This window comes from Streptomyces sp. PR69, assembly GCF_026420845.1.
GTDB lineage: Bacteria > Actinomycetota > Actinomycetes > Streptomycetales > Streptomycetaceae > Streptomyces.
This window is the reverse complement of record NZ_JAOWCB010000006.1, coordinates 95,953-113,489: the sequence shown is the minus strand read 5'-3', so window position 1 is coordinate 113,489 and position 17,537 is coordinate 95,953. Positions and strand designations below refer to the sequence as shown.

The 17,537-nt window shown below is 69.5% G+C and carries 17 protein-coding genes; 10 read left to right on the top strand and 7 right to left on the bottom strand.

Annotated features, from left to right (window positions below; all coding sequences use genetic code 11):
* Window positions 1-221: 221 nt before the first annotated feature.
* A complete protein-coding gene (locus OF819_RS07925) occupies window positions 222-1,076 on the bottom strand; it encodes a MerR family transcriptional regulator (protein ID WP_267242672.1) in 855 nt (284 codons plus the stop codon).
* A gap of 460 nt (window positions 1,077-1,536) precedes the next feature.
* Here OF819_RS07925 and OF819_RS07915 point away from each other — a divergent pair, with 460 nt between their 5' ends.
* The gene (locus OF819_RS07915; protein ID WP_267242671.1) at window positions 1,537-1,980 is read left to right on the top strand and encodes an SRPBCC family protein; all 444 of its coding nucleotides are present in this window, start codon (window positions 1,537-1,539) and stop codon (window positions 1,978-1,980) included.
* On the opposite strand, the gene OF819_RS07910 is transcribed toward OF819_RS07915, so the two are convergent.
* Entirely contained in the window at window positions 1,977-2,600 is a 624-nt protein-coding gene (locus tag OF819_RS07910) for a TetR/AcrR family transcriptional regulator (protein ID WP_267242670.1), read from the bottom strand. The genes OF819_RS07915 and OF819_RS07910 overlap by 4 nt on opposite strands.
* Window positions 2,601-2,637: 37 nt before the next feature.
* Here OF819_RS07910 and OF819_RS07905 point away from each other — a divergent pair, with 37 nt between their 5' ends.
* Window positions 2,638-2,964 carry a rhodanese-like domain-containing protein gene (locus OF819_RS07905; protein ID WP_267242669.1) on the top strand — a complete coding sequence of 109 codons (327 nt, stop codon included), beginning with the start codon at window positions 2,638-2,640 and terminating at the stop codon, window positions 2,962-2,964.
* 10 nt (window positions 2,965-2,974) lie between these two features.
* Here OF819_RS07905 and OF819_RS07900 read toward each other — a convergent pair whose 3' ends face one another.
* Both OF819_RS07900 and OF819_RS07895 read right to left on the bottom strand, forming a co-directional pair.
* Complete coding sequence (locus OF819_RS07900; RefSeq protein WP_267242668.1) at window positions 2,975-3,220, bottom strand: DUF397 domain-containing protein; 246 nt, start codon at window positions 3,218-3,220, stop codon at window positions 2,975-2,977.
* Window positions 3,201-4,043: a helix-turn-helix domain-containing protein gene (locus OF819_RS07895; protein WP_267242667.1), complete on the bottom strand. Its 843-nt coding sequence runs from the start codon at window positions 4,041-4,043 to the stop codon at window positions 3,201-3,203. Before OF819_RS07895 ends, OF819_RS07900 begins: the two co-directional genes overlap by 20 nt.
* Before the next feature lie 114 nt (window positions 4,044-4,157).
* Here OF819_RS07895 and OF819_RS07890 point away from each other — a divergent pair, with 114 nt between their 5' ends.
* From OF819_RS07890 to OF819_RS07860, 7 genes are all read left to right on the top strand, one after another.
* Window positions 4,158-4,397, top strand: coding sequence for a hypothetical protein (locus OF819_RS07890; protein ID WP_267242666.1), 240 nt, complete (start codon window positions 4,158-4,160; stop codon window positions 4,395-4,397).
* Entirely contained in the window at window positions 4,394-4,633 is a 240-nt protein-coding gene (locus tag OF819_RS07885) for a hypothetical protein (RefSeq protein ID WP_267242665.1), read from the top strand. Before OF819_RS07890 ends, OF819_RS07885 begins: the two co-directional genes overlap by 4 nt.
* A 134-nt stretch (window positions 4,634-4,767) precedes the next feature.
* Window positions 4,768-6,222 (top strand): ABC transporter permease, encoded by a 1,455-nt coding sequence (locus OF819_RS07880; RefSeq protein ID WP_267242664.1) that lies wholly within the window; start codon window positions 4,768-4,770, stop codon window positions 6,220-6,222.
* A gap of 40 nt (window positions 6,223-6,262) precedes the next feature.
* Window positions 6,263-6,943 (top strand): ABC transporter ATP-binding protein, encoded by a 681-nt coding sequence (locus tag OF819_RS07875; RefSeq protein ID WP_267242663.1) that lies wholly within the window; start codon window positions 6,263-6,265, stop codon window positions 6,941-6,943.
* A 427-nt stretch (window positions 6,944-7,370) separates the two neighbouring features.
* A complete protein-coding gene (locus tag OF819_RS07870) occupies window positions 7,371-7,655 on the top strand; it encodes a hypothetical protein (RefSeq protein WP_267242662.1) in 285 nt (94 codons plus the stop codon).
* Entirely contained in the window at window positions 7,637-8,050 is a 414-nt protein-coding gene (locus tag OF819_RS07865) for a DNA-binding protein (protein WP_267242661.1), read from the top strand. The genes OF819_RS07870 and OF819_RS07865 overlap by 19 nt, the downstream gene beginning before the upstream one ends.
* Before the next feature lie 152 nt (window positions 8,051-8,202).
* Complete coding sequence (locus OF819_RS07860) at window positions 8,203-13,173, top strand: DUF3320 domain-containing protein (RefSeq protein WP_267242660.1); 4,971 nt, start codon at window positions 8,203-8,205, stop codon at window positions 13,171-13,173.
* 120 nt (window positions 13,174-13,293) lie between these two features.
* On the opposite strand, the gene OF819_RS07855 is transcribed toward OF819_RS07860, so the two are convergent.
* The 3 genes from OF819_RS07855 to OF819_RS07845 form a co-directional block, all read right to left on the bottom strand.
* Complete coding sequence (locus tag OF819_RS07855) at window positions 13,294-14,859, bottom strand: InlB B-repeat-containing protein (RefSeq protein ID WP_267242659.1); 1,566 nt, start codon at window positions 14,857-14,859, stop codon at window positions 13,294-13,296.
* A gap of 141 nt (window positions 14,860-15,000) precedes the next feature.
* Window positions 15,001-15,951, bottom strand: coding sequence for an N-acetylmuramic acid 6-phosphate etherase (gene murQ / locus OF819_RS07850; RefSeq protein WP_267242658.1), 951 nt, complete (start codon window positions 15,949-15,951; stop codon window positions 15,001-15,003).
* Window positions 15,952-16,071: 120 nt separating this feature from the next.
* A complete protein-coding gene (locus OF819_RS07845) occupies window positions 16,072-17,016 on the bottom strand; it encodes a MurR/RpiR family transcriptional regulator (protein ID WP_267242657.1) in 945 nt (314 codons plus the stop codon).
* A 149-nt stretch (window positions 17,017-17,165) separates the two neighbouring features.
* Between OF819_RS07845 and OF819_RS07840 the strand changes: the two genes are divergently transcribed.
* On the top strand, window positions 17,166-17,531 hold the full coding sequence (locus tag OF819_RS07840; protein ID WP_267242656.1) for a hypothetical protein: 366 nt from the start codon (window positions 17,166-17,168) through the stop codon (window positions 17,529-17,531).
* The last annotated feature ends 6 nt before the right edge of the window (window positions 17,532-17,537 follow it).

The following is a 17,537-nucleotide window of genomic DNA, read 5'->3' as shown; positions in this document are numbered from 1 at the left end:
GGGCATAGTCGCGCTCCCACAGCTTCCAGTCCACCGCGAAGCCGTTGTCTGCGATGATCCGTGCCGTCCGCTCGACCGAGCCGTCGTACTTGAACTCGACCTCCGGGATGTGCTCCAGGGAGCCTCCGCCAACTTGAAGACGCAGGTCAAGGGGCTGGTATGACGGTCTTCCGAGGTGCTCACGCAGGTCAGTGGTGGCAGTCTGCGGAGTAGATCGTCTGTCAGCGGCTGACTTCTTCGAGGTCGGAAATCGAGCCCGGGCGGAAGGGTATTGCGACGTCGGCCACGTGCTCGCCCGGCTCGGCGGTCGCCCAGTTCGGGTAGTACACCTCTCGATTGGAGGCGCTGACGGCGTATCCGTGCTCGGCGAGCCATGCGCCGACGGCGTCATGGGCGGCAGCCATCGCCGAGTAGCCCTCGTGCCGCTTCGTCAAGGCGGTGTACGCCTCGCGGTGCGCGGGCTCGATGCGTAGCCCGATCCGGCCGGCCGGTTCGACATCTGCGCTCTGGGTTGGAACGCAGATCTCGACCGGGCCGTCGGAGTCCTCGCTCACCAGGCCGTGGTAGACGGCGAAGAGCGGTCCGGACAAGCCCGCTCCCGCCTGCCGCAGGTGGGAGAAGAGCAGCTCGCTCGAGTCCGCGAGGAAGCCGGGCAGGTCTGCGGCGGTCACGTGGCGCTGGATGAACAGGACTTTCTGCTCTGGCACGTCGCGCTCGGCAACCTCGTACATGGTCGGGCTTCTTCCGGTCAGGACCTCTCGGGCATAGCCCACCGCGGCCCGGCGAGCCACGTGCACAGACTCCTGTTCTCGCCAGTACGAGGTGAGCAGCCGCACCGGCTTCTCACCGCTCGAATCGAGCACCTCCGCGATCCGCGTCAGGGACATGCCGGTGGCACGCAGCAGCGCGATACGGCGGGCCCGTTCAACCTGGGCGAGACCGTAGCGGCGGAAGCCGGTCCGCGGATCGACCCGGGCCGGAGGCAGCAGCCCTCGGTCCCCGTAGAGCCGCAGGGCCTTGAGGCTGAGCCTGGTCCTGGTGGCGAGCTCGCCAATGGTGATCAAGTCCTCTTGCACGGGACCACTGTGCCCTCTGCCCTTGGGGGAGGGACAAGTCGCTGGTTCCTGTTCGCGCTCGCCGGACAGCTTCTGCGATCGGGCCCATGCTGGATCCCGAGTTGCTGGAACGGATCACCGCGCGGCGCGCGTAACTGGACGAACTCGAAGAGCATCTGGCCCAGCAGCTGGCGGAGGTGCGGGCCGAGCGCAACGAACTCGTCATCGCCGAACGGTCTAGCCCGCGCGTGGTGGCAGCGCGGCAATCCTGAGCAAACCGCGGCTGAGCTGCTGTCGGCGGCATGTGTGTCTCCGGCGGAGGTTCGTGACCGCCCTGCCATCCGGTCCATCGTGGCCGATCTGCGGTCCAGGCATCCGCGGGCATGCGGTGTGCGTGAGCTCGCTGCTGTCATCGGCGTTGCGTAGCACGGCCGATTTCGCTTGGGGCGCGGGGCTTGAGCGTCGGGGCTAGCCTCGGAGTATGGCCGTGGATGTGCGGACCGAGGTGCTGATCGACGTGCCGTGTGCGGAGGTCGCCGCGTACGCGGCCGATCCGTCGAACGCGCCCGAGTGGTATGTCAACATCCGTTCCGTGGAGTGGCAGTCTGCGTCGGCTGTGGAGGTCGGTGCGCGGGTCGCGTTCGTGGCGCGGTTCCTGGGGCGGCGGCTGGCGTACACGTACGAGATCGTCGAGTACGAGCCCGGCCGGCGGCTGGTCATGCGGACGGCCGAGGGGCCCTTCCCGATGGAGACGACGTACACCTGGGAGCCGGTGGGCAAGGGCCGTACGCGTATGACGCTGCGGAACCGCGGCCGCGGGAACAGGCTGACCGGCGTGGCGATGCGGCGGGCGAACCGCAAGGACCTGGCCGCGCTGAAGGAGCTGCTGGAGCGGCGGGGCGCGGGCGGCGGCGGTCCGGCTTAGGGAGTGGCGAGCGCGGCGCGGGCGAGGCGGAGGGCGGCGGCGCGGAGGCGGGGCTCGCCCACTTCGGGGAGGAGCGCGGTGATGTGTTCGGCCGCGAGGGGGGCGAGCAGGGTGTGCGCGGCGGCGTCGGGGTCGGGGGCGCCCGCCAGCAGGATCGCCAGATGGCGGTGCCAGAAGCGGTACGCGCCGATGCGGTAGCGCGCGCCGGGGCTCGCGGTCTCGGACATCCGGACCAGCGGCAGATGCTCAAGCAGATAGTCGAGGTAGGCGTCGAGAAACGCGGTCAGCCGGGCCTCGGCCGCGGCTCCCGGGCCCAGCGGGGGCGGTCCGTGCAGAACCGCCTCCTGGAGCGCCCGCTCGCGGGCGTCCAGCAGGGCGACGGCGAGCCCCGACTTGTCGCCGAAGCGACGGAACAGCGTGCCCTTGCCGACGCCCGCCGCCGCCGCGATCTGGTCCATGGACACCGCCTCCACGCCGTGCTCGGCGAAGAGCCGTGCGGCGGCTTCGAGTACGGCGGCCCGGTTGCGGGCGGCGTCGGCGCGCTCCTTGGGGGGCGGGGTGCGCAGCAGTTCCAGGGGCATTGCGGAATCGGACTGCGGTCCGTTACTGTTCTGGGCCACAAGAGGACTATAGTCCGTTTACCTTGGAGGCAGTGACATGACCGCACTGATCACCCGAGACGAGCTGGCCGCGGCGGTAAAGGCCGGGACCGTGACCGTCGTCGACGCCCTGGGCGGCGAGTACTACGCGAAGCAGCACCTGCCCGGAGCCGTGCCGATCGTTCCGGGTGACGTGGACGGGCAGGCGGCCGCGCTGCTGCCCGACCGCGACGCCGCGATCGTCACGTACTGCTCCAACCCCGCCTGCCCTAACAGCGGCCAGGTCGCCGACCGGCTCACGGCGCTCGGCTACACGAACGTCCGCAAGTACCGCGAGGGCATCCAGGACTGGGTGGAGGCGGGGCTGCCGACCGAAAGCGCCTGAGCCGACGTGCTCAGCCGGTCTTCACGTCCGCGATGAAGGACGACCAAGCGGCGGCCCGGAACGCGAGGACCGGGCCGCCCGGGTTCTTGGAGTCGCGGACGGGGACGAGGTCGGGGCAGCCGTCGGCGACTTCGAGGCAGTCGCCGCCGTCGCCGCCGCTGTACGTGGACTTACGCCAGGTGGCCACTTCCAGGCAGTTGCCGCCCTCGCCCCCGCTGTAGCTGGACTTGCGCCACTCAAGGATGTCGATCTTCATGGGCGTAATCCTCCGCCACTGACTCGATCAAGGCCAGGGATTCCTGCGGCGAGAGTGCCGTGGCCGCGACCAAATCGTACGACAGTTCGTAGCGGGTGACGGTAGCCGGATCGTCCTGCAACTGGCCCGTTCCCAGTGCTTGGAGATAGGCCAGTGGCGGTGCATCAGAGAAGGACATCAGCTTGAGGGAGCCGTTCAGTGCCGCGTGCGCGCCCGCATCGAACGGCAGCACCTGCACAATGATGCGGTGGCGACGCACGAGGTCCGCCACCTTCCGCAGCGCCTCCGCCATCACCCCCGCGTCCCCGACCTTGCGCCGCAGCACCGCTTCATCCAGAACCGTCCACAACAATGGCTGAGTTGGATCGTCCAGGATCTGCGCGCGGTCCAGCCTCGCCTCGACCAGCTCGTCGATGACGTCCTCCGTCGCCGTCGGCTGATACGCGCGGAACACCGCCCGCGCATACGCCTCCGTCTGCAACAGCCCCGGAACCAGCAGCGGAGCGTACTCCTTGATCGCCGTGGCCAGCGCCTCCGCCTCGGCCGCCGCCGCGAAGTGGTCCGGATAGCGGGACTTGCTCGCCGCCTTGCAGTTGCGGGTGAAGAAGCCGTTCGTCCCCAGGATTTCGTCTATCTGGACGGCGTACTCCGGCATCATCCGTCGCGTACCGGCCTCCAGCTGGCCGATGAACGAGCCGCTCACGAAGAGCGGCGCGCCGAGCTCCTCCTGCGTGAGGCCCGCCTTTTCGCGGGCGTGGCGCAGTTCCGCGCCCAGGAGGGCGCGTGGTGAGGCGGACGGGTCGAGATCCTTCGGGCCGGGCATTGGCAACTCCCTGTCTCACACGTGGGGTTGTTGGGGCGCCGTCTCTTCCAGGCTAACCATGCGCCGGACACGCTGTGTAGGGAATCAAGATACTCAGCGTGGAGGTGACGGTTCGTGAGCGTGCGGCAGACCCCCGACCGGCTGCGGGCGGCGGAGGACGCGGTGGCCCAGCTTCGGGACGGGCTCGACGGGGTGGCGGTGACCCTGCCGTCCCTGCGCGTGGATCTGGTCTCGCTGGCCGGCGACACCCCGTACCTCCTGGTGGACCTGGGCCGCTGCCGGCTGGACGTGGCGCTGCGGCTCGCCGCCGTACTGCGCGAGCGCGGGCGGGACGACGATGGGGGCGAGCGATGAGCGTGCCGCGCGAGCAGCGTCTGGAGCCGGTGCTCGCCATCGGTACGTACGCCGTGGACGTCCGCGACGGCCGGGTGGGCCGGATCATGGGCCGCGTCGGCCCCTGCCTCCAGCTCCGCCCGCCGGGCGGCGGCCGCGAGTGGGACTGCCCGCTGAACGCGGCCCGGGCCGCCCCGCTGGGCGAGGTGCTCCGCGCGCGGGTCCGCGAGATCAACGCGGAGGGGCGGCTGCCGTGAGGGCTGTGGTGCGGCCCGGACGGCCTGCTGCGATTGTGCGTGCCGCTGCTGGCGGAGGGCAGTGACAGGGCTTCTCATGCGGCTCTCATCCCGGCCTTACGCCGCCATCACCTGCCGCCCCTAACTTCTGCGGCATGTTCTTCACCTACCTACGGCGTGAGCTGCGCCGTCGCAGGAAGGCGGCGCTGGTCGTCGCCTCCGGGCTGGCCCTCGGGATCGCGCTGGTCATCGTCGTCAGCTCGGTGTCCGCCGGGATGAGCCGGGCCCAGGACAAGGTCCTGGAGTCGCTGTACGGGCTCGGCACGGATATGACCGTCACCAAGGCCGCGTCGCCGCCGGGGGAGGGGGAGACCGTACGGCGGCCGCGCTTCGAGTTCGACGCCACGGACGGGGGCGCGGGCGGTGAAGGGGAGCAGCAGAGCCAGGACATCGTGATGGTGCAGGGCTTTGCGACGCTCGACGCTGCCACCGTCGGCACGGTGCGTGCACAGGACGGGGTCGCCGACGCCGTCGGCGGGCTGAATGTGCGCGTGATGAAGGTGAACGGGGAGTTCCGGCGCGGGCAGGTCGAGCCGGGGGAGCGGCCGGGCGGCGGAGGCGGCGGCGGAGGGGCCGTGCGGGGCGGCGGGGCCGCCTTCGACGTCGACGCGTACACCGTGTACGGCACCGATGTCGGCAAGCCCGGGCTCGGGCCGCTGACCTCCTCGAAGATCACGTCCGGGCGGGGCTTCCACGCGGACGAGACGGATGGCGAGGTCGCCGTCGTCGACAGTGCGTACGCCAAGGAGCAGAGCCTGGAGGTGGGCGACACGCTCACCGTCTCCGGGACGGCGTTCGAGGTCGTCGGCATCGCGACCGCCGACAGCGCGGGCGCGGCGGCCAGCGTCTATCTGCCGCTCGCGCAGGCGCAGCGGCTGGCCGACGCCGAGAACAAGGTCACCACCGTGTATGTCCGGGCTGCGGACTCACAGCGGATCGACGCGGTCAAGGCCGGGATTCAGCAGAACGTCTCCGGTGCGACCGTGACGACGTCCGCCGATCTGGCGGACACCGTGTCCGGTTCGCTGTCGACGGCGTCCGACCTCGCGTCGGGGGTCGGCAAGTGGCTGTCGTACGTGGTGCTGGGCGCGGCCTTCCTCGTCGCCGGGCTGCTGACGTCGGCCGCTGTGAGCCGCAGGGTGCGGGAGTTCGGCACGCTCAAGGCACTGGGGTGGCGCAGCGGGCGGGTGACCCGTCAGGTGGCGGGGGAGGCGCTGGTCAACGGGCTGATCGGCGGGGCGCTGGGGATCGGGCTCGGGCTGGCGGGCGCGTGGCTGATCACCGCCTTCGGCCCGACGCTGACGGCGGAGCTGGGAGCCGGTGCGGGGGGCGGCGGGGCCGGTGGCGGCGGGCCGCGGCTCGGCGTCGGCGGGCCCGGGCGTGAGGCGGCGTCCCGCCCCCTCGACATCGCGCTCACCGCGCCCGTGTCGCTGACCACCCTCGCGCTCGCCGTCGCCCTCGCCGTCGCCGGCGGGCTGGTCGCGGGCGCCTTCGGCGGGTGGCGCGCGGCCCGGCTGCGGCCTGCGGATGCGCTGCGGCGCGTCGGGTGAGCCTCCCTCTTCACATACGTACGGCTGGAGTTGACGGACCATGTACGAACTCAAGGGCGTGACCAAGCGCTACCGGCGCGGCAAGGGCGGCGTCACCGCGCTCGACGCGGTGGATCTGACCATCGAGGACGGCGGGCGGCTGGTGATCCAGGGGCCCACGGGCGGCGGCAAGTCCACGCTGCTGCAGATGCTCGGCGGGCTGGACCGGCCGACCGGGGGCAGTGTGCTGCTCGACGGGGTCGACCTGGCGACCCTCCCCGAAGCGCGGCTGACGCGGGTGCGGGCCGAGAAGATCGGCTTCGTCTTCCAGGGCTTCAACCTGATTCCCACGCTGACCGCGCAGGAGAACGTCGAGAGCGCGCTCGTGCCGCTGCGGCTGAAGACCGCGGAGCGCCGCGAACGGGCGGCGGAGGCGCTTGCGTCCGTGGGCCTCGGGGAGCGGCGCGGGCATCTGCCCGGAGAGCTGTCCGGCGGACAGCAGCAGCGCGTCGCCATCGCGCGGGCGCTGGTGAAGCGGCCCGGTGTGCTGCTCGCCGACGAGCCGACCGGGAATCTCGACGAGTCGACGCGGGACGAGGTGATGGAGCTGCTGGAACGCCTCTGGGAGGAACGCCAGTTCACGCTGGTGCTGGTGACCCATGACTCTGCGCTGGCGCGGCGGGCGGGGCGGGTGGCGACGCTTCGGGGCGGGCGGATGGAGGTGTCGCAGCGGACGGGCTGACTCGGGCCCGGGTGGCCTGAGGCGGTGTACTTTCCCCGACCTCTCCCCTGCGCACTGCGGCGTGGGGATCCCCACGTCCTGAAACCGGAGGGGCAAGCCCCCGAACCCCCGAGAGGAGCGACATGGGGCTGCGCCCCGCATCCCTGCGCGCCGGCTTCACGGCGCGGGGCGGGCCCGCGCGGGTGCGCCGGCTTCACGGCGCGGGGAGGATGGGCTTGGTGGGCTGGCCCCGGCTTCATAGAGAGGGTCGAGCGCCCTGCATGCCCGCCGCGCGCGTCCATCAGGCGGTCGTCAGGGGCCAGCCGCGGGAGCTCTCAGGCGGTCAGGCGGCAGCCCCGGGGCGGGTGCTGTGGCGCCGACCGGGATGTTGGGCTTCGCGATGCGGCATGCCGGAGCAACTTTCCTACTCATTTGATAAAGTCGCCTCATGGGTGAGGCGACGTATGGCATCGGCGAGGGTCCGGCGACGAGGGTGAGTCTGTCGCTGCCTGAGGGGACGGCGGAGGCGATCCGCGCTCGGGTGGGTAAACGGGAGTTCTCGGCGTTTATCACTGCCGCGGTGGAGCGTGAGCTGCGCGGGCAGATCCTGGACGAGTACCTGGCCGACTATGGGCGTCGTAAGGGGCCCGTGTCACTCGAGGCGCAGGAGCGGGCGCGGCAGGTGTTCGACGAGGTGTTCGCCGAGGAGGAGCAGTGGCCCGCCGCAAGCTGAGCAGTGAGGGGACGCTGGTCCTGGACTGCGAGGGGCTGTCCAAGCTGTTGGGCGACGATGAGCGGGTGGTTGCTCTGGTTGCCGAGGCACGGCGGCGTGGCATGGAGGTGGTGATCTCTTCGCTCACCATCATCGAGGCTGTCCACGCCCGGACCGACAAGGCACGGCTGGGATGGGTGCTCTCCGGGCTCCGGGCGGTCGCGGTCGGCGACGAGGAGGCGAAGGCGGCTTCCGCGCTGTTGATGGGGGCCGGGCTCCATGGCCACAAGTACGCCATCGACGCGGCGGTGGCCGAGGCCGCTCTGCGGCAGCAGCGCCCTGTCGTCATGCTGACCTCTGACGTCGATGACATGACCAAGCTGTGCGGCGATCTGGTCCGGCTCGTCGCCGTGTGACGCTGCCGGACCGTCCTGGTCTGCCGTTGGTGCCAGGCGGGTGCTCAGCGAGGCCGAAGGTCTCTGGTCGAAGGCGGAAAGGGGTGCCTATTCTGGACCTCAGGACGGTGGTAAGCACGCGTGCCCGTCGATCATGAGCGGAGGCGCCTGCTGTGGATCGGCAGGAAATCCTCAATGGCGCGCATGGCCCTGGAGCAGCACCTCGGCTGCAGCGGCTACAGACGGTGCTTGCCGGTTGGCGCTCTTCGCTGATCGACCTCGGCGGCCGGAACCGGCTGTTGCACTTCAGACATACCAAGGCTGCAACCTTGGAGATCACTGCTCCAGATGCGGGGACGCTACTTGCCCGGCTGGAGCAGGGCTGGGAATTCGCTCCGGTAATGGATGCGGACGAGGGCGAGGCGATTGAGAATGGCGCAGGGGGGCTCGACACGGCTTCCGGCCCGCCGGGGGTCGTAACACAGAAGACCACTCAGAGCAGCCTTGATGTGGCATTGCGTGCCCTTCACCGAGCTTCGATTCAGGCGTATAACGACTTCGGTCTGTGGGTGCTGTGGCTTGGTGTCGGCTTCCTTGAGTGGAGGGAAAGTCCTGACGCGCAGGAGACGAACGAGGCACCGCTGGCGCTGCTTCCCGTCGCTCTTGAACGCACTCCTTACGGAGGCTTTCGGCTGGTCCCCGCGCAAGGCCAGGAGCCTGTCCACAATCCGGCTCTTGCTGTGAAGCTGGACCAACTGGACATCGACTGGAGTTCCGTCTCTATGGCCGATCCCGCCGATCCTGCCGCCGTGAGTGCGGCGGCCCGAGCAGCCGTCGCAGGTCTTGACGGCTGGCGTGTCGCCGACCGCATGGTGCTGTCCCCGTTTGCCTCCTATAAGGAGGCCATGTACCGCGACCTCCTCGACAACGAGGAGCAGATCCTTGCCAGCGACCTGATCCAGGCGGTCGGGCTGGGTGCCGACGCTGCCCTTCCGGGCGACGGCCTGTGGTTTGAGCCGTACGACGAACAACGCATCGACGAGCTCCAGATTCCCGAAACCGCTCCCCTTGTCCTGGATGCCGATGCTTCGCAGCGAAAGTCTGTCGCAGCTGCTCTTGAGGGCCGGTCCTTTGTCCTGGAAGGCCCACCTGGTACTGGGAAGAGCCAGACCATCACCAACATGATCGCGGCCCTGATGCAGGCGGGTCGCAGCGTCCTGTTCGTCAGCGAGAAGGCTGCGGCGCTCGACGTTGTGCGGAACCGTCTGTGTGAAGTCGGGTTGGACTCCTTCGTCCTCGCTCTACACAGCCACGACACCAGCAAGAAGGCGGTGGCTGTCGAGCTTGGCAGATCCCTTGCGTACCGTGCCCAGGCACCGTTGTCGGTCCGTCAGGACCCTGAGCAGGCCCGCCGCTTGCGGGAGGAGTTGTCCGCTTACGCCGCTGCGATGAACGAGCCCCGCGCGCCGTTGGGACACTCACTGCACCAGGTCATCGGCATGATCTCGTTGCTGGACGACCGGCTCGCCTCCGCCGGGCTGCCCGCCCTGCCGGGCCCGCCAGCTGACTCGGATTGGGCGGCAGGATTGGACGCCACAGCTCTCGACGAGCTTGGCGAGGCGGCCCGGCAGGTGGCTGGTGCCTGGCGTCCAACCCTCGAAGGAGAGCAATTTCCCTGGTACGGGCTGCGCGAGACAGACAGCGTGGCCGACCCGCGGCGGTTGGCTGAGGCCGCTATGGCGGCTCTCGACGACTTGCACCGCACGGCTGCCAGGCACTCGGCACTCATGGTCGCCGACGGCGTGAGCATGAATCGCCTCATCGGTATCCGGCGGGCTATCACCGAACTTGAGAACCTCGAACGCGATGATGACGCACTTGCATTTGGCTCGGCCATGTCCGGACGCGCTGATGTGTCCGGGGCATTGCACCGTGTGGCCCGAGCATATGGGCTGCCCGATCCGCAGGATGTCGCTGAGGCCGTCAATGTCTGTCTCTTGGCGGGCATTGCCGACGCGGAGCATCGCCCCTTGGCAGACTGGCTGGATCCGACTGTCCTCCGTCAGGCCCGTGCTGCCGCCCAGACACTCCAGGAAGCGGTCGCCTTGCTTCGCGAAGCCAAGGCCGCAGCCGAAGAAGCCTTCGACGCCCGAGTGCTCAGCTATGAAGATCTGGCAGAGCTGGAACGCCGGTTCCGCGAGAAGCACCGAGGTCTCCTGAGAGGCTTCTCCAGCCGCTGCCGGGCTGATCGCGCCGCGGCTGCCGCACTCACCACCACGGGGGTGTGGAACAGAACCTATGCCAAGCGACTGCCACAGGCCCTTGCGTGGCAGTCCGCGCATCATGCCGTGGCGCGCCTTACGGCAGATTTCGCCGCGCTGCTCGGGCGGCACTCGCAAGGCGAGGCAACGGATTTCGCGGCGCTGAAAGCCGCGCTCGCAACCGCCGGCCGGATCGCCCAACTCGCACCCGACGCCGTAGCCGACCCGATCCGGCGCGAGCGCCTGGCCCATCACCTGGCAGACGGCGCTCCTACTGACACGGTGCTGCGTACGGATGCTACTCGACTGCACGCTGCACTCAACATCTGGCGCACCGACCTGGCCGCGCATCTGGAGGAATGGCAGCGCACCACCGAAGATCTCCTTGCGCTCTTCCATACGAGCCGCAGGGCCCGGCTGAGCGCGGAGTTCAACGGAGAGGGAGGCCACGAAAGCCTCGACCACGCGCGGTCAATTCTGGAGCAGTTGTGCCAGGACCGCTCCGGTCCCGACGAGTGGCGCGCCCACCAAGCCGGACTCGCTGTGCTGAGGCGTCATCATATCGATGGCATGGTGAATCGGTTCGGCGAATACGGCGTGCCGGCCGAGCTGTTGCGTCCGGCTGTCGAGCGCGCCGTGCTCCGAGCCTGGGCGGATGCCCAGATGGCCGCTGATACTCGTCTTCATGCAGCAGTCAGGGCCGAGGACCGCAACGCTCTGGTCGAACGGTTCCGCGAGGCAGACCAGCGACTGGTCGAGTGCGCGCGATGGGCAGTGCTCGAGGCTTGTGATGCCCGCCGCCCGGTCGGTGCCGCGGGGCAGGCTGCGACCATCCGCAAGGAAGCAGAAAAGAAGTCACGTCATATGCCGGTGCGAGAACTGCTCTCCCGTGCACGAGACGTGGTGCGCAGGCTTAAGCCGTGCCTGATGATGAGCCCGCTCACCGTCAGCTCCTACTTGCCGCCTGATTTCCGCTTCGATGTCGTCATCTTTGATGAGGCGTCACAGGTGCGGCCAGAAGATGCGATGGGTTGTATCTACCGGGCGAACTCCTTGATCGTTGCTGGTGACACTAGGCAACTGCCCCCCACCGCATTCTTCTCCGCTGACAGCGGCGATGACGAGGAGGAGTGGACGGAAGACGCACTGGATTCCTTCCCCTCTCTGCTGGAAATGTGCAAGGGCAGCGGTGTATTTCAGTGTCTCCCGTTGCGCTGGCACTATCGAAGTCGTCATGAGGATCTCATCGCCTTCAGCAATCACCGCTTCTATGGGGGCGGTATGGTTACCTTTCCCGGTGCCAGCGAGCATGGCGAGGACACTGGCGTCGCCTTCTTCAAGGCAGACGGGGTGTATGCCCGCGCCGGTCGGCGCGACAACCGCGCTGAGGCAGAGTTCGTTGCCCGCCGGGTGCTGCACCACTTCGACACCCGGCCGGGAATGAGCCTGGGGGTTGTGGCCTTGTCGAAGGCTCAGGCGGACACCATCGACGAGGAGGTTCAGCAGGCCCGCTTGGCCCGCCCCGACCTGGATGCCCTCTTCACTGAGGACCGTCTTGACGGCTTCTTTGTCAAGAACCTCGAAGCGGTGCAGGGCGACGAGCGTGACGTGGTGATCCTATCCGTTGGATACGGTCCGGATGCCCACGGTAAACTCAGCTTGAACTTCGGTCCCGTGAACAAAGAAGGAGGCTGGAGACGCCTCAACGTCGCTATTACCCGTGCCCGCAGCCGGATGGAGGTGGTTGCTTCCTTCCGGGGCGGCGAGCTGAGGGACAGTGATAATCGAGGAGTTCAGGAGCTCAAACGCTATCTCGAATATGCTGAGCGTGGCCCGGTCGCACTGTCGACTGAAACTCCTGAGCTATCTGCCGTGCCCGAAAGCCCCTTCGAGGATGCAGTACTGAGCGTACTGCAGGATGCTGGCTACGACGTACGGCCTCAGGTCGGTGTTGCCGGATACCGCATCGACTTCGGTGTCAGGCATCCCCGGGCCGTCGGCAGCTTCGCAATCGGCATTGAATGCGACGGGGCGATGTACCATTCTTCACGGGCTGCCAGGGATCGTGACCGGCTGCGTCAACAGGTCTTGGAGGGCCTGGGATGGACTCTCCACCGAATCTGGGGAACTGACTGGTACCGCAATCGGCCAGAGGCTGAGCGCAGGCTCAAGCAAGCTGTTGAACGCGCAGTCGCCGCTGAGCCGTTTACGGCACGGAAGCAGCCTGAAGCACCGAGCCTCACCTCGAGCAATGACGGTCGACAGCGTGTGACCCTCACCGCGGTTGAGTCCGGAGCCCGTCCGCGCTGGAGTACGCACTACCAGATGGCCGATGTCAGCCACCTGGCTGACGTCAGGGTCGAACCACACACCGCTGAGGCACGCCCCGCATTGGCTCGCGCCATCATCGCCGTGGTCGCAGTTGAAGGCCCGGTGCACGTGGACCTGGTGTTGCAGAGAGTGCGTAACGCATGGGGGGTGGGCCGTGCAGGATCCCGGATCAAGGCCAACTTCGACCTTGCTGTGACCACGCTGACGTCCTCTGGGCGAATCCACCGCAGCCGCGATGGAGCCTTCCTGGATATCAGCGGACGCTCCCAGCTGCTGCCGCGGATGCCCGCTCCCGATGCTCCGGTCCGTGCAGTCGGCTACGTACCCAGCGCCGAACGTTGCGTTGCCATCGCCGAACTGGCGGCTGAATCACCTGGAATGACGGAGGAGGAGCTGATCCGGCACACCGCCCGCTTCTTCGGCTGGGCTCGGGTGGGTGACGAGATTCGGCACGCGCTGGCCAGCGACATCGCTGGACTTGTGGCTCAAGGGATTCTCGCCGGAGAGCCTGCAAACATCCTTCACGCCCGGAGCAGCTTGAGAGCTGGGTGAAGGACGGCGATCCGGTTCATGTTCCGGCCGTTGAGAACCAAGCAGGTCGGGAGCCCGAGGCGGTGCGTCAGGCGCTGTGTTGGCTCCCGACCTCACGTTGTCCGTTGGGGGTCGGCTGCTTCAGCCACGGGTGAAGATCGGCTTCAGGGTGTAGGGCTGGTCCATGGTGACCGAGACCTGGGTGGCGGTGATGTTGTGGCGCTGGCCGTTGAGTTCCCAGGCGATCAGACGGTAGCCCTGGGCCGGGGTGGCCGTGACGCTGACCGTGGTGTTGGGGCGGTAGGGGCCCCAGGTGTCGGGGCGGGCTGAGCCGCCGTCGGAGGGGGAGGGGGTGAGGGTCAGGGCGTAGCGGGTGCGGGGCTGGGCGGGGGTGCGGTACTCGGCGATGATCGGGGTGGTCTTGCGGGCCACCTCCGCGTTGTCGTTGTGGGCGTCGCCGAGGGCCTGGCCGTTCCATGTGTTCAGCGGGCTGGAGTACTGGTTGACGGCGGAGCAGGGCTGGCCGCACGCCGAGGAGTAGGCCATGAGCGTGTGATGCTGGCGGTTGAGGGTGACATAGCCGGTGCTGTACGGGGTGGTCAGCCACGGGCGGTAGTCCTGGCCGCCGGTCTGCTCGTCGAGGGTGGTGCGGTCGTGCCACAGGCCGAGGTTGTGGCCCACCTCGTGGCCGAAGTTGTACCAGTCGACGATGGAGCGGACGTCGGTGACGTTGTACGCCTCGCTGTCGCTTTTCTCGCTGGGCGGCATCGGCAGGCTGCCCTGCCCGGTGCTGGTGCCCGACGGGACCTTGACGATCATGCCGACGAGGTCGGCCGCGTACTGCTCGCGCAGCCGGGCCGCGTCCGCGCCGAGCTGGGCGTCGTATGGGTTGGACAACCGCTTGTGGACCGTGGAGGCGGTCTCGTCGCCGTAGTACGGCGCGCGGTACGTCGCCACGATGTCGACGCTCGCGCGCACGCCGCTGTCGGCGAAGGCGCGGTTGATGGCGGACTCGGCGAACTGGATGCGGGAGAGGATTCCCTGCTTGCCGCCCATATGCCATTCGGCTGACGGCGTGTAGCCGACGACCATGTCGATGACGACCGGCTCGGCGGAGTCCGCGCGCTTCATCAGCTTCTCGCGGGCCTCGCGGATCTCGTCCAGGCTGCCGCTGTTGAAGTCCGGGTCGGCGTCGTCTCCGGTCGGCTTCTCGCGCAGGTCGGGGTCCTCTTCGGTGATCAGGACGCGCCCTGGTTCATTGCGCAGCAGGGAGATGCGGTAGACGCGCTCGCCGAGGTCGAACTGGGCGTCGAGTCCGACGGCGGCGGGGTCGGCGTCCTCGGCGCACATGCCCTGGGTGGAGACGACGACCTGCTGGGCGGGCTGGTGTGCGACATGGCCCAGCCAAGTGACGGTGGACTGGGCGTCGTCGCGTTCGACGCGGTCCGCGACGGCGTGGACCTTGACATCGTGGAAGAGGCGGAAGGTGTGCTTCTGCGGGGTGCCGAAGGAGTCGGAGCGGCATAGCCACCGGTAGGTGGCGATGTCCAGCGGGACGTTTCTGCTGCGCAGCACTTCGGAGGGAGGCTCGGGCTGGGAGGCGGCGGCCCCGGCGGGGGCGGCCGTGAGGGTCAGGGGGAGGGCGAGAGCGCAGGCGGCGAAGGCGGCCAGCGCACCCGCCTTTCTGACGGTACGTGATCTGGTCATATGCCTTACGCAAGCATGGCTTTTCGGCCTTGCGCGCGCTGGAGGGAGCCCGCGGTCATATGAATCACCCGCACGGTGCAGGGCGGAGCGCCCATCTGAGGGTGTCTTACGTATCCGCGGCCCCTCAGCGCCCGCGGCCCTTCAGCGCCCGCGGCCTTCAGCGCCCGCCGCCCTCAGCGCCGCCCGCAGGTGTCCCCCGTACCGCGCCAGCAGCTCGCCCGCCGTCGCCGCGTCCACCTCCGCGAGGATCGTGAGGATCGCCTGCTTCACCTCGCCGTCCGCAGCCGAGAGCGCCGCCTCGATCTCGTCGTCCGGCGCGCCGGTGGCCAGCGCGACGATACGGTGCGACCGCGCGCGCAGCTTCTCATTGGAGGCGCGGACGTCGACCATGAGGTTTCCATAGGTCTTGCCGAGGCGGATCATGGTGATGGTCGACAGCATGTTGAGCACCAGCTTCTGCGCGGTGCCCGCCTTCAACCGGGTGGAGCCGGTGAGCAGTTCGGGACCTGTCACCACCTCGATCGCGTGCTCTGCGGCCGCGCCCAGCGCGCTGTTCGCGTTGCACGACAGGCCGACGGTCAGCGCCCCGCGCCCGCGGGCGTGTTCGACCGCGCCGACGGCGTACGGGGTGCGGCCGGAGGCGGAGACGCCGACCACCGTGTCGTCGGCGGTCAGATCGAGGGCGTCGAGGTCGCCGGCCGCCAGCTCCTTGCTGTCCTCCGCGCCCTCCACCGCCGTGACCAGCGCCTCGCGGCCGCCCGCGACCAGTCCGACGACCTGGCCGGGGCCGGTGTTGAAGGTCGGCGGGCACTCGCTGGCGTCCAGCACCCCGAGCCGTCCCGGCGTGCCCGCGCCCGCGTAGACCAGCCGTCCCCCGCGGGCCATCCGCTCCGCGATCGCGTCGATCGCGGCGGCGATGCGCGGCAGTTCGGCGGCGACGGCGGCCGGGACGGAGCGGTCCTCACCGTTCATGACCCGTGCGATGTCGAGGGTGGGGAGCCGGTCGATCTCCGCCAGCTCGGGGCGGAACGCCTCGGTGGTGAGCATCGCCAGCTCGGCGCGCAGTTCTCCGTGGGCGGGCGTCGGGGTCATGGTGTGGGACTTTCTGGTGGTGTGGGACTTTCTGGCGGCGAGGGCGGGGTGGCGCGGGCCGGGTGCTCGTACGGCCGACGCCTCGGATGGTTTCCGGCGGCGCGTCGGCGGATCAGGCCGTCAGCGCGGCTCGGCCCGGTCGCGCGCGGCCGCGGCCGTACGCGGGCTGTGCCGGTGGGCCAGCGCCTCGTACGACGCCGCCAGCGCGGGCGCCGCCGACTCATACGTACGCTGCGCCACCCCGATGAACAGACAGTCGACGACGAGCAACTGACCGGTGCGCGACGACATCGCGGCGGGCCGCAGCTCGGTCTCCCGCGCGGTGGACGTGGTCAGCACATGGTCGGCGTACTGCGCCACCGGGCCGTCCGGACGCCCCGTGATCGCGACCGTCGTCGCGCCGCGCTCGAACGCCACGCGCAGCGGCTCGATCACATCGCCCGTCGAGCCCGAGTGGGTGATCGCCACGGCGACGTCCCCGGAGCGCAGCTGCACCGCGCCCGTGACGGCGAGATGCGGGTCGGCGTGCGCGTGCGCGACCAGCCCGATGCGCAGCAGCTTCTGCGCCAGGTCCGCGCCGACGAGCGCCGACGCGCCGACGCCGTAGATGTCGATGCGGCGCGCGGTCGCGGCGGCGGTGACGGCCGCGCTCAGCTGTACGGTGTCGAGCCCGGCCGCCGTGTCCGCGAGGGTCTGCTGCTCGTCGTACGCCAGCTTGGCGACCACGTCCGCGATCGGGTCGTCCACGCTGATGCCGGCGGTGACCGAGGGGGCGCCGCCCGACTGCTGGTGGGCGGCGAGCCCGGCGAGGGCGAGGCGCAGATCGCGGTAGCCCGGATAGCCCAGGAGGCGGGCGGTGCGCACCACGGTGGCCTCGCTGGTGCCGGTCAGCTCGGCGAGGCCGGTGACCGTGAGCGCCGCGCAGCCGGCCGGGTCGTCGGCCACGGCTTCGGCGACGCGCTGCATGGAGCGGGTCATGGACGGGGCGAGGGTGCGGACCCTGGCCGCGAGGGCGGCGGGGGCGGGGGCGGGGGTCGTGAAAGTTTCCTTCACGTCATGCATCACCTTTGAAAGGTATTTTCGGCGCTCCGGGGCCGTCAAGCCTTGCGCCAACCCATCCGCAACCCTCCCGCCGGCCTTCTCCCTGGCGCTCCCGTCAGCCTCTCGCCACCCTGCGGTCGGCGTTCCCGCAGGCGCTCGGCGACAATGGCCGCATGGACGACGCGAGCCTCCCGGCGCCCCTGGAGCAGACACTTCACTCAGCGCGCGCCCTGGTCCTGGCCGATCTGGCCGCACGCGACGTGGCCGACTCCGACGTCGTCTCGCTGGTGGAGGACGCGGTCACCCATCGCCGCTGGTGGGTGCGGCAGTGGCCGGAGGGCGCGCCGTACGTCGCCGGTCTCGTCGCCCAGGACGTCCAGGACGCGCTGCTGGAGCGGTACGGCCGCTGGCCGCTGTGTCCCGTGTGCGACGCGGGCGACCCCCACGCGCTGGACGTGGAGCCGGAGCTGGGGCCCGATCCGCACTGGGTGTGCGGGAAGGCGGGGGTCGTCGTGGCGCCGGTGGGCGGCCTGAGGTGACCGCCC

Excerpts from the sequence above, each read along its gene's own strand:
- OF819_RS07905 (WP_267242669.1), top strand. The coding sequence starts at position 2,638 with ATGACCGCACTGATCACCCGAGACGAGCTGGCCGCGGCGGTAAAGGCC.
- OF819_RS07895 (WP_267242667.1), bottom strand. The coding sequence starts at position 4,043 with ATGCCCGGCCCGAAGGATCTCGACCCGTCCGCCTCACCACGCGCCCTC.
- OF819_RS07880 (WP_267242664.1), top strand. The coding sequence starts at position 4,768 with ATGTTCTTCACCTACCTACGGCGTGAGCTGCGCCGTCGCAGGAAGGCG.
- OF819_RS07915 (WP_267242671.1), top strand. The coding sequence starts at position 1,537 with ATGGCCGTGGATGTGCGGACCGAGGTGCTGATCGACGTGCCGTGTGCG.
- OF819_RS07855 (WP_267242659.1), bottom strand. The coding sequence starts at position 14,859 with ATGACCAGATCACGTACCGTCAGAAAGGCGGGTGCGCTGGCCGCCTTC.
- murQ (WP_267242658.1), bottom strand. The coding sequence starts at position 15,951 with ATGACCCCGACGCCCGCCCACGGAGAACTGCGCGCCGAGCTGGCGATG.
- OF819_RS07840 (WP_267242656.1), top strand. The coding sequence starts at position 17,166 with ATGGACGACGCGAGCCTCCCGGCGCCCCTGGAGCAGACACTTCACTCA.
- OF819_RS07875 (WP_267242663.1), top strand. The coding sequence starts at position 6,263 with ATGTACGAACTCAAGGGCGTGACCAAGCGCTACCGGCGCGGCAAGGGC.
- OF819_RS07885 (WP_267242665.1), top strand. The coding sequence starts at position 4,394 with ATGAGCGTGCCGCGCGAGCAGCGTCTGGAGCCGGTGCTCGCCATCGGT.
- OF819_RS07900 (WP_267242668.1), bottom strand. The coding sequence starts at position 3,220 with ATGAAGATCGACATCCTTGAGTGGCGCAAGTCCAGCTACAGCGGGGGC.
- OF819_RS07870 (WP_267242662.1), top strand. The coding sequence starts at position 7,371 with ATGGGTGAGGCGACGTATGGCATCGGCGAGGGTCCGGCGACGAGGGTG.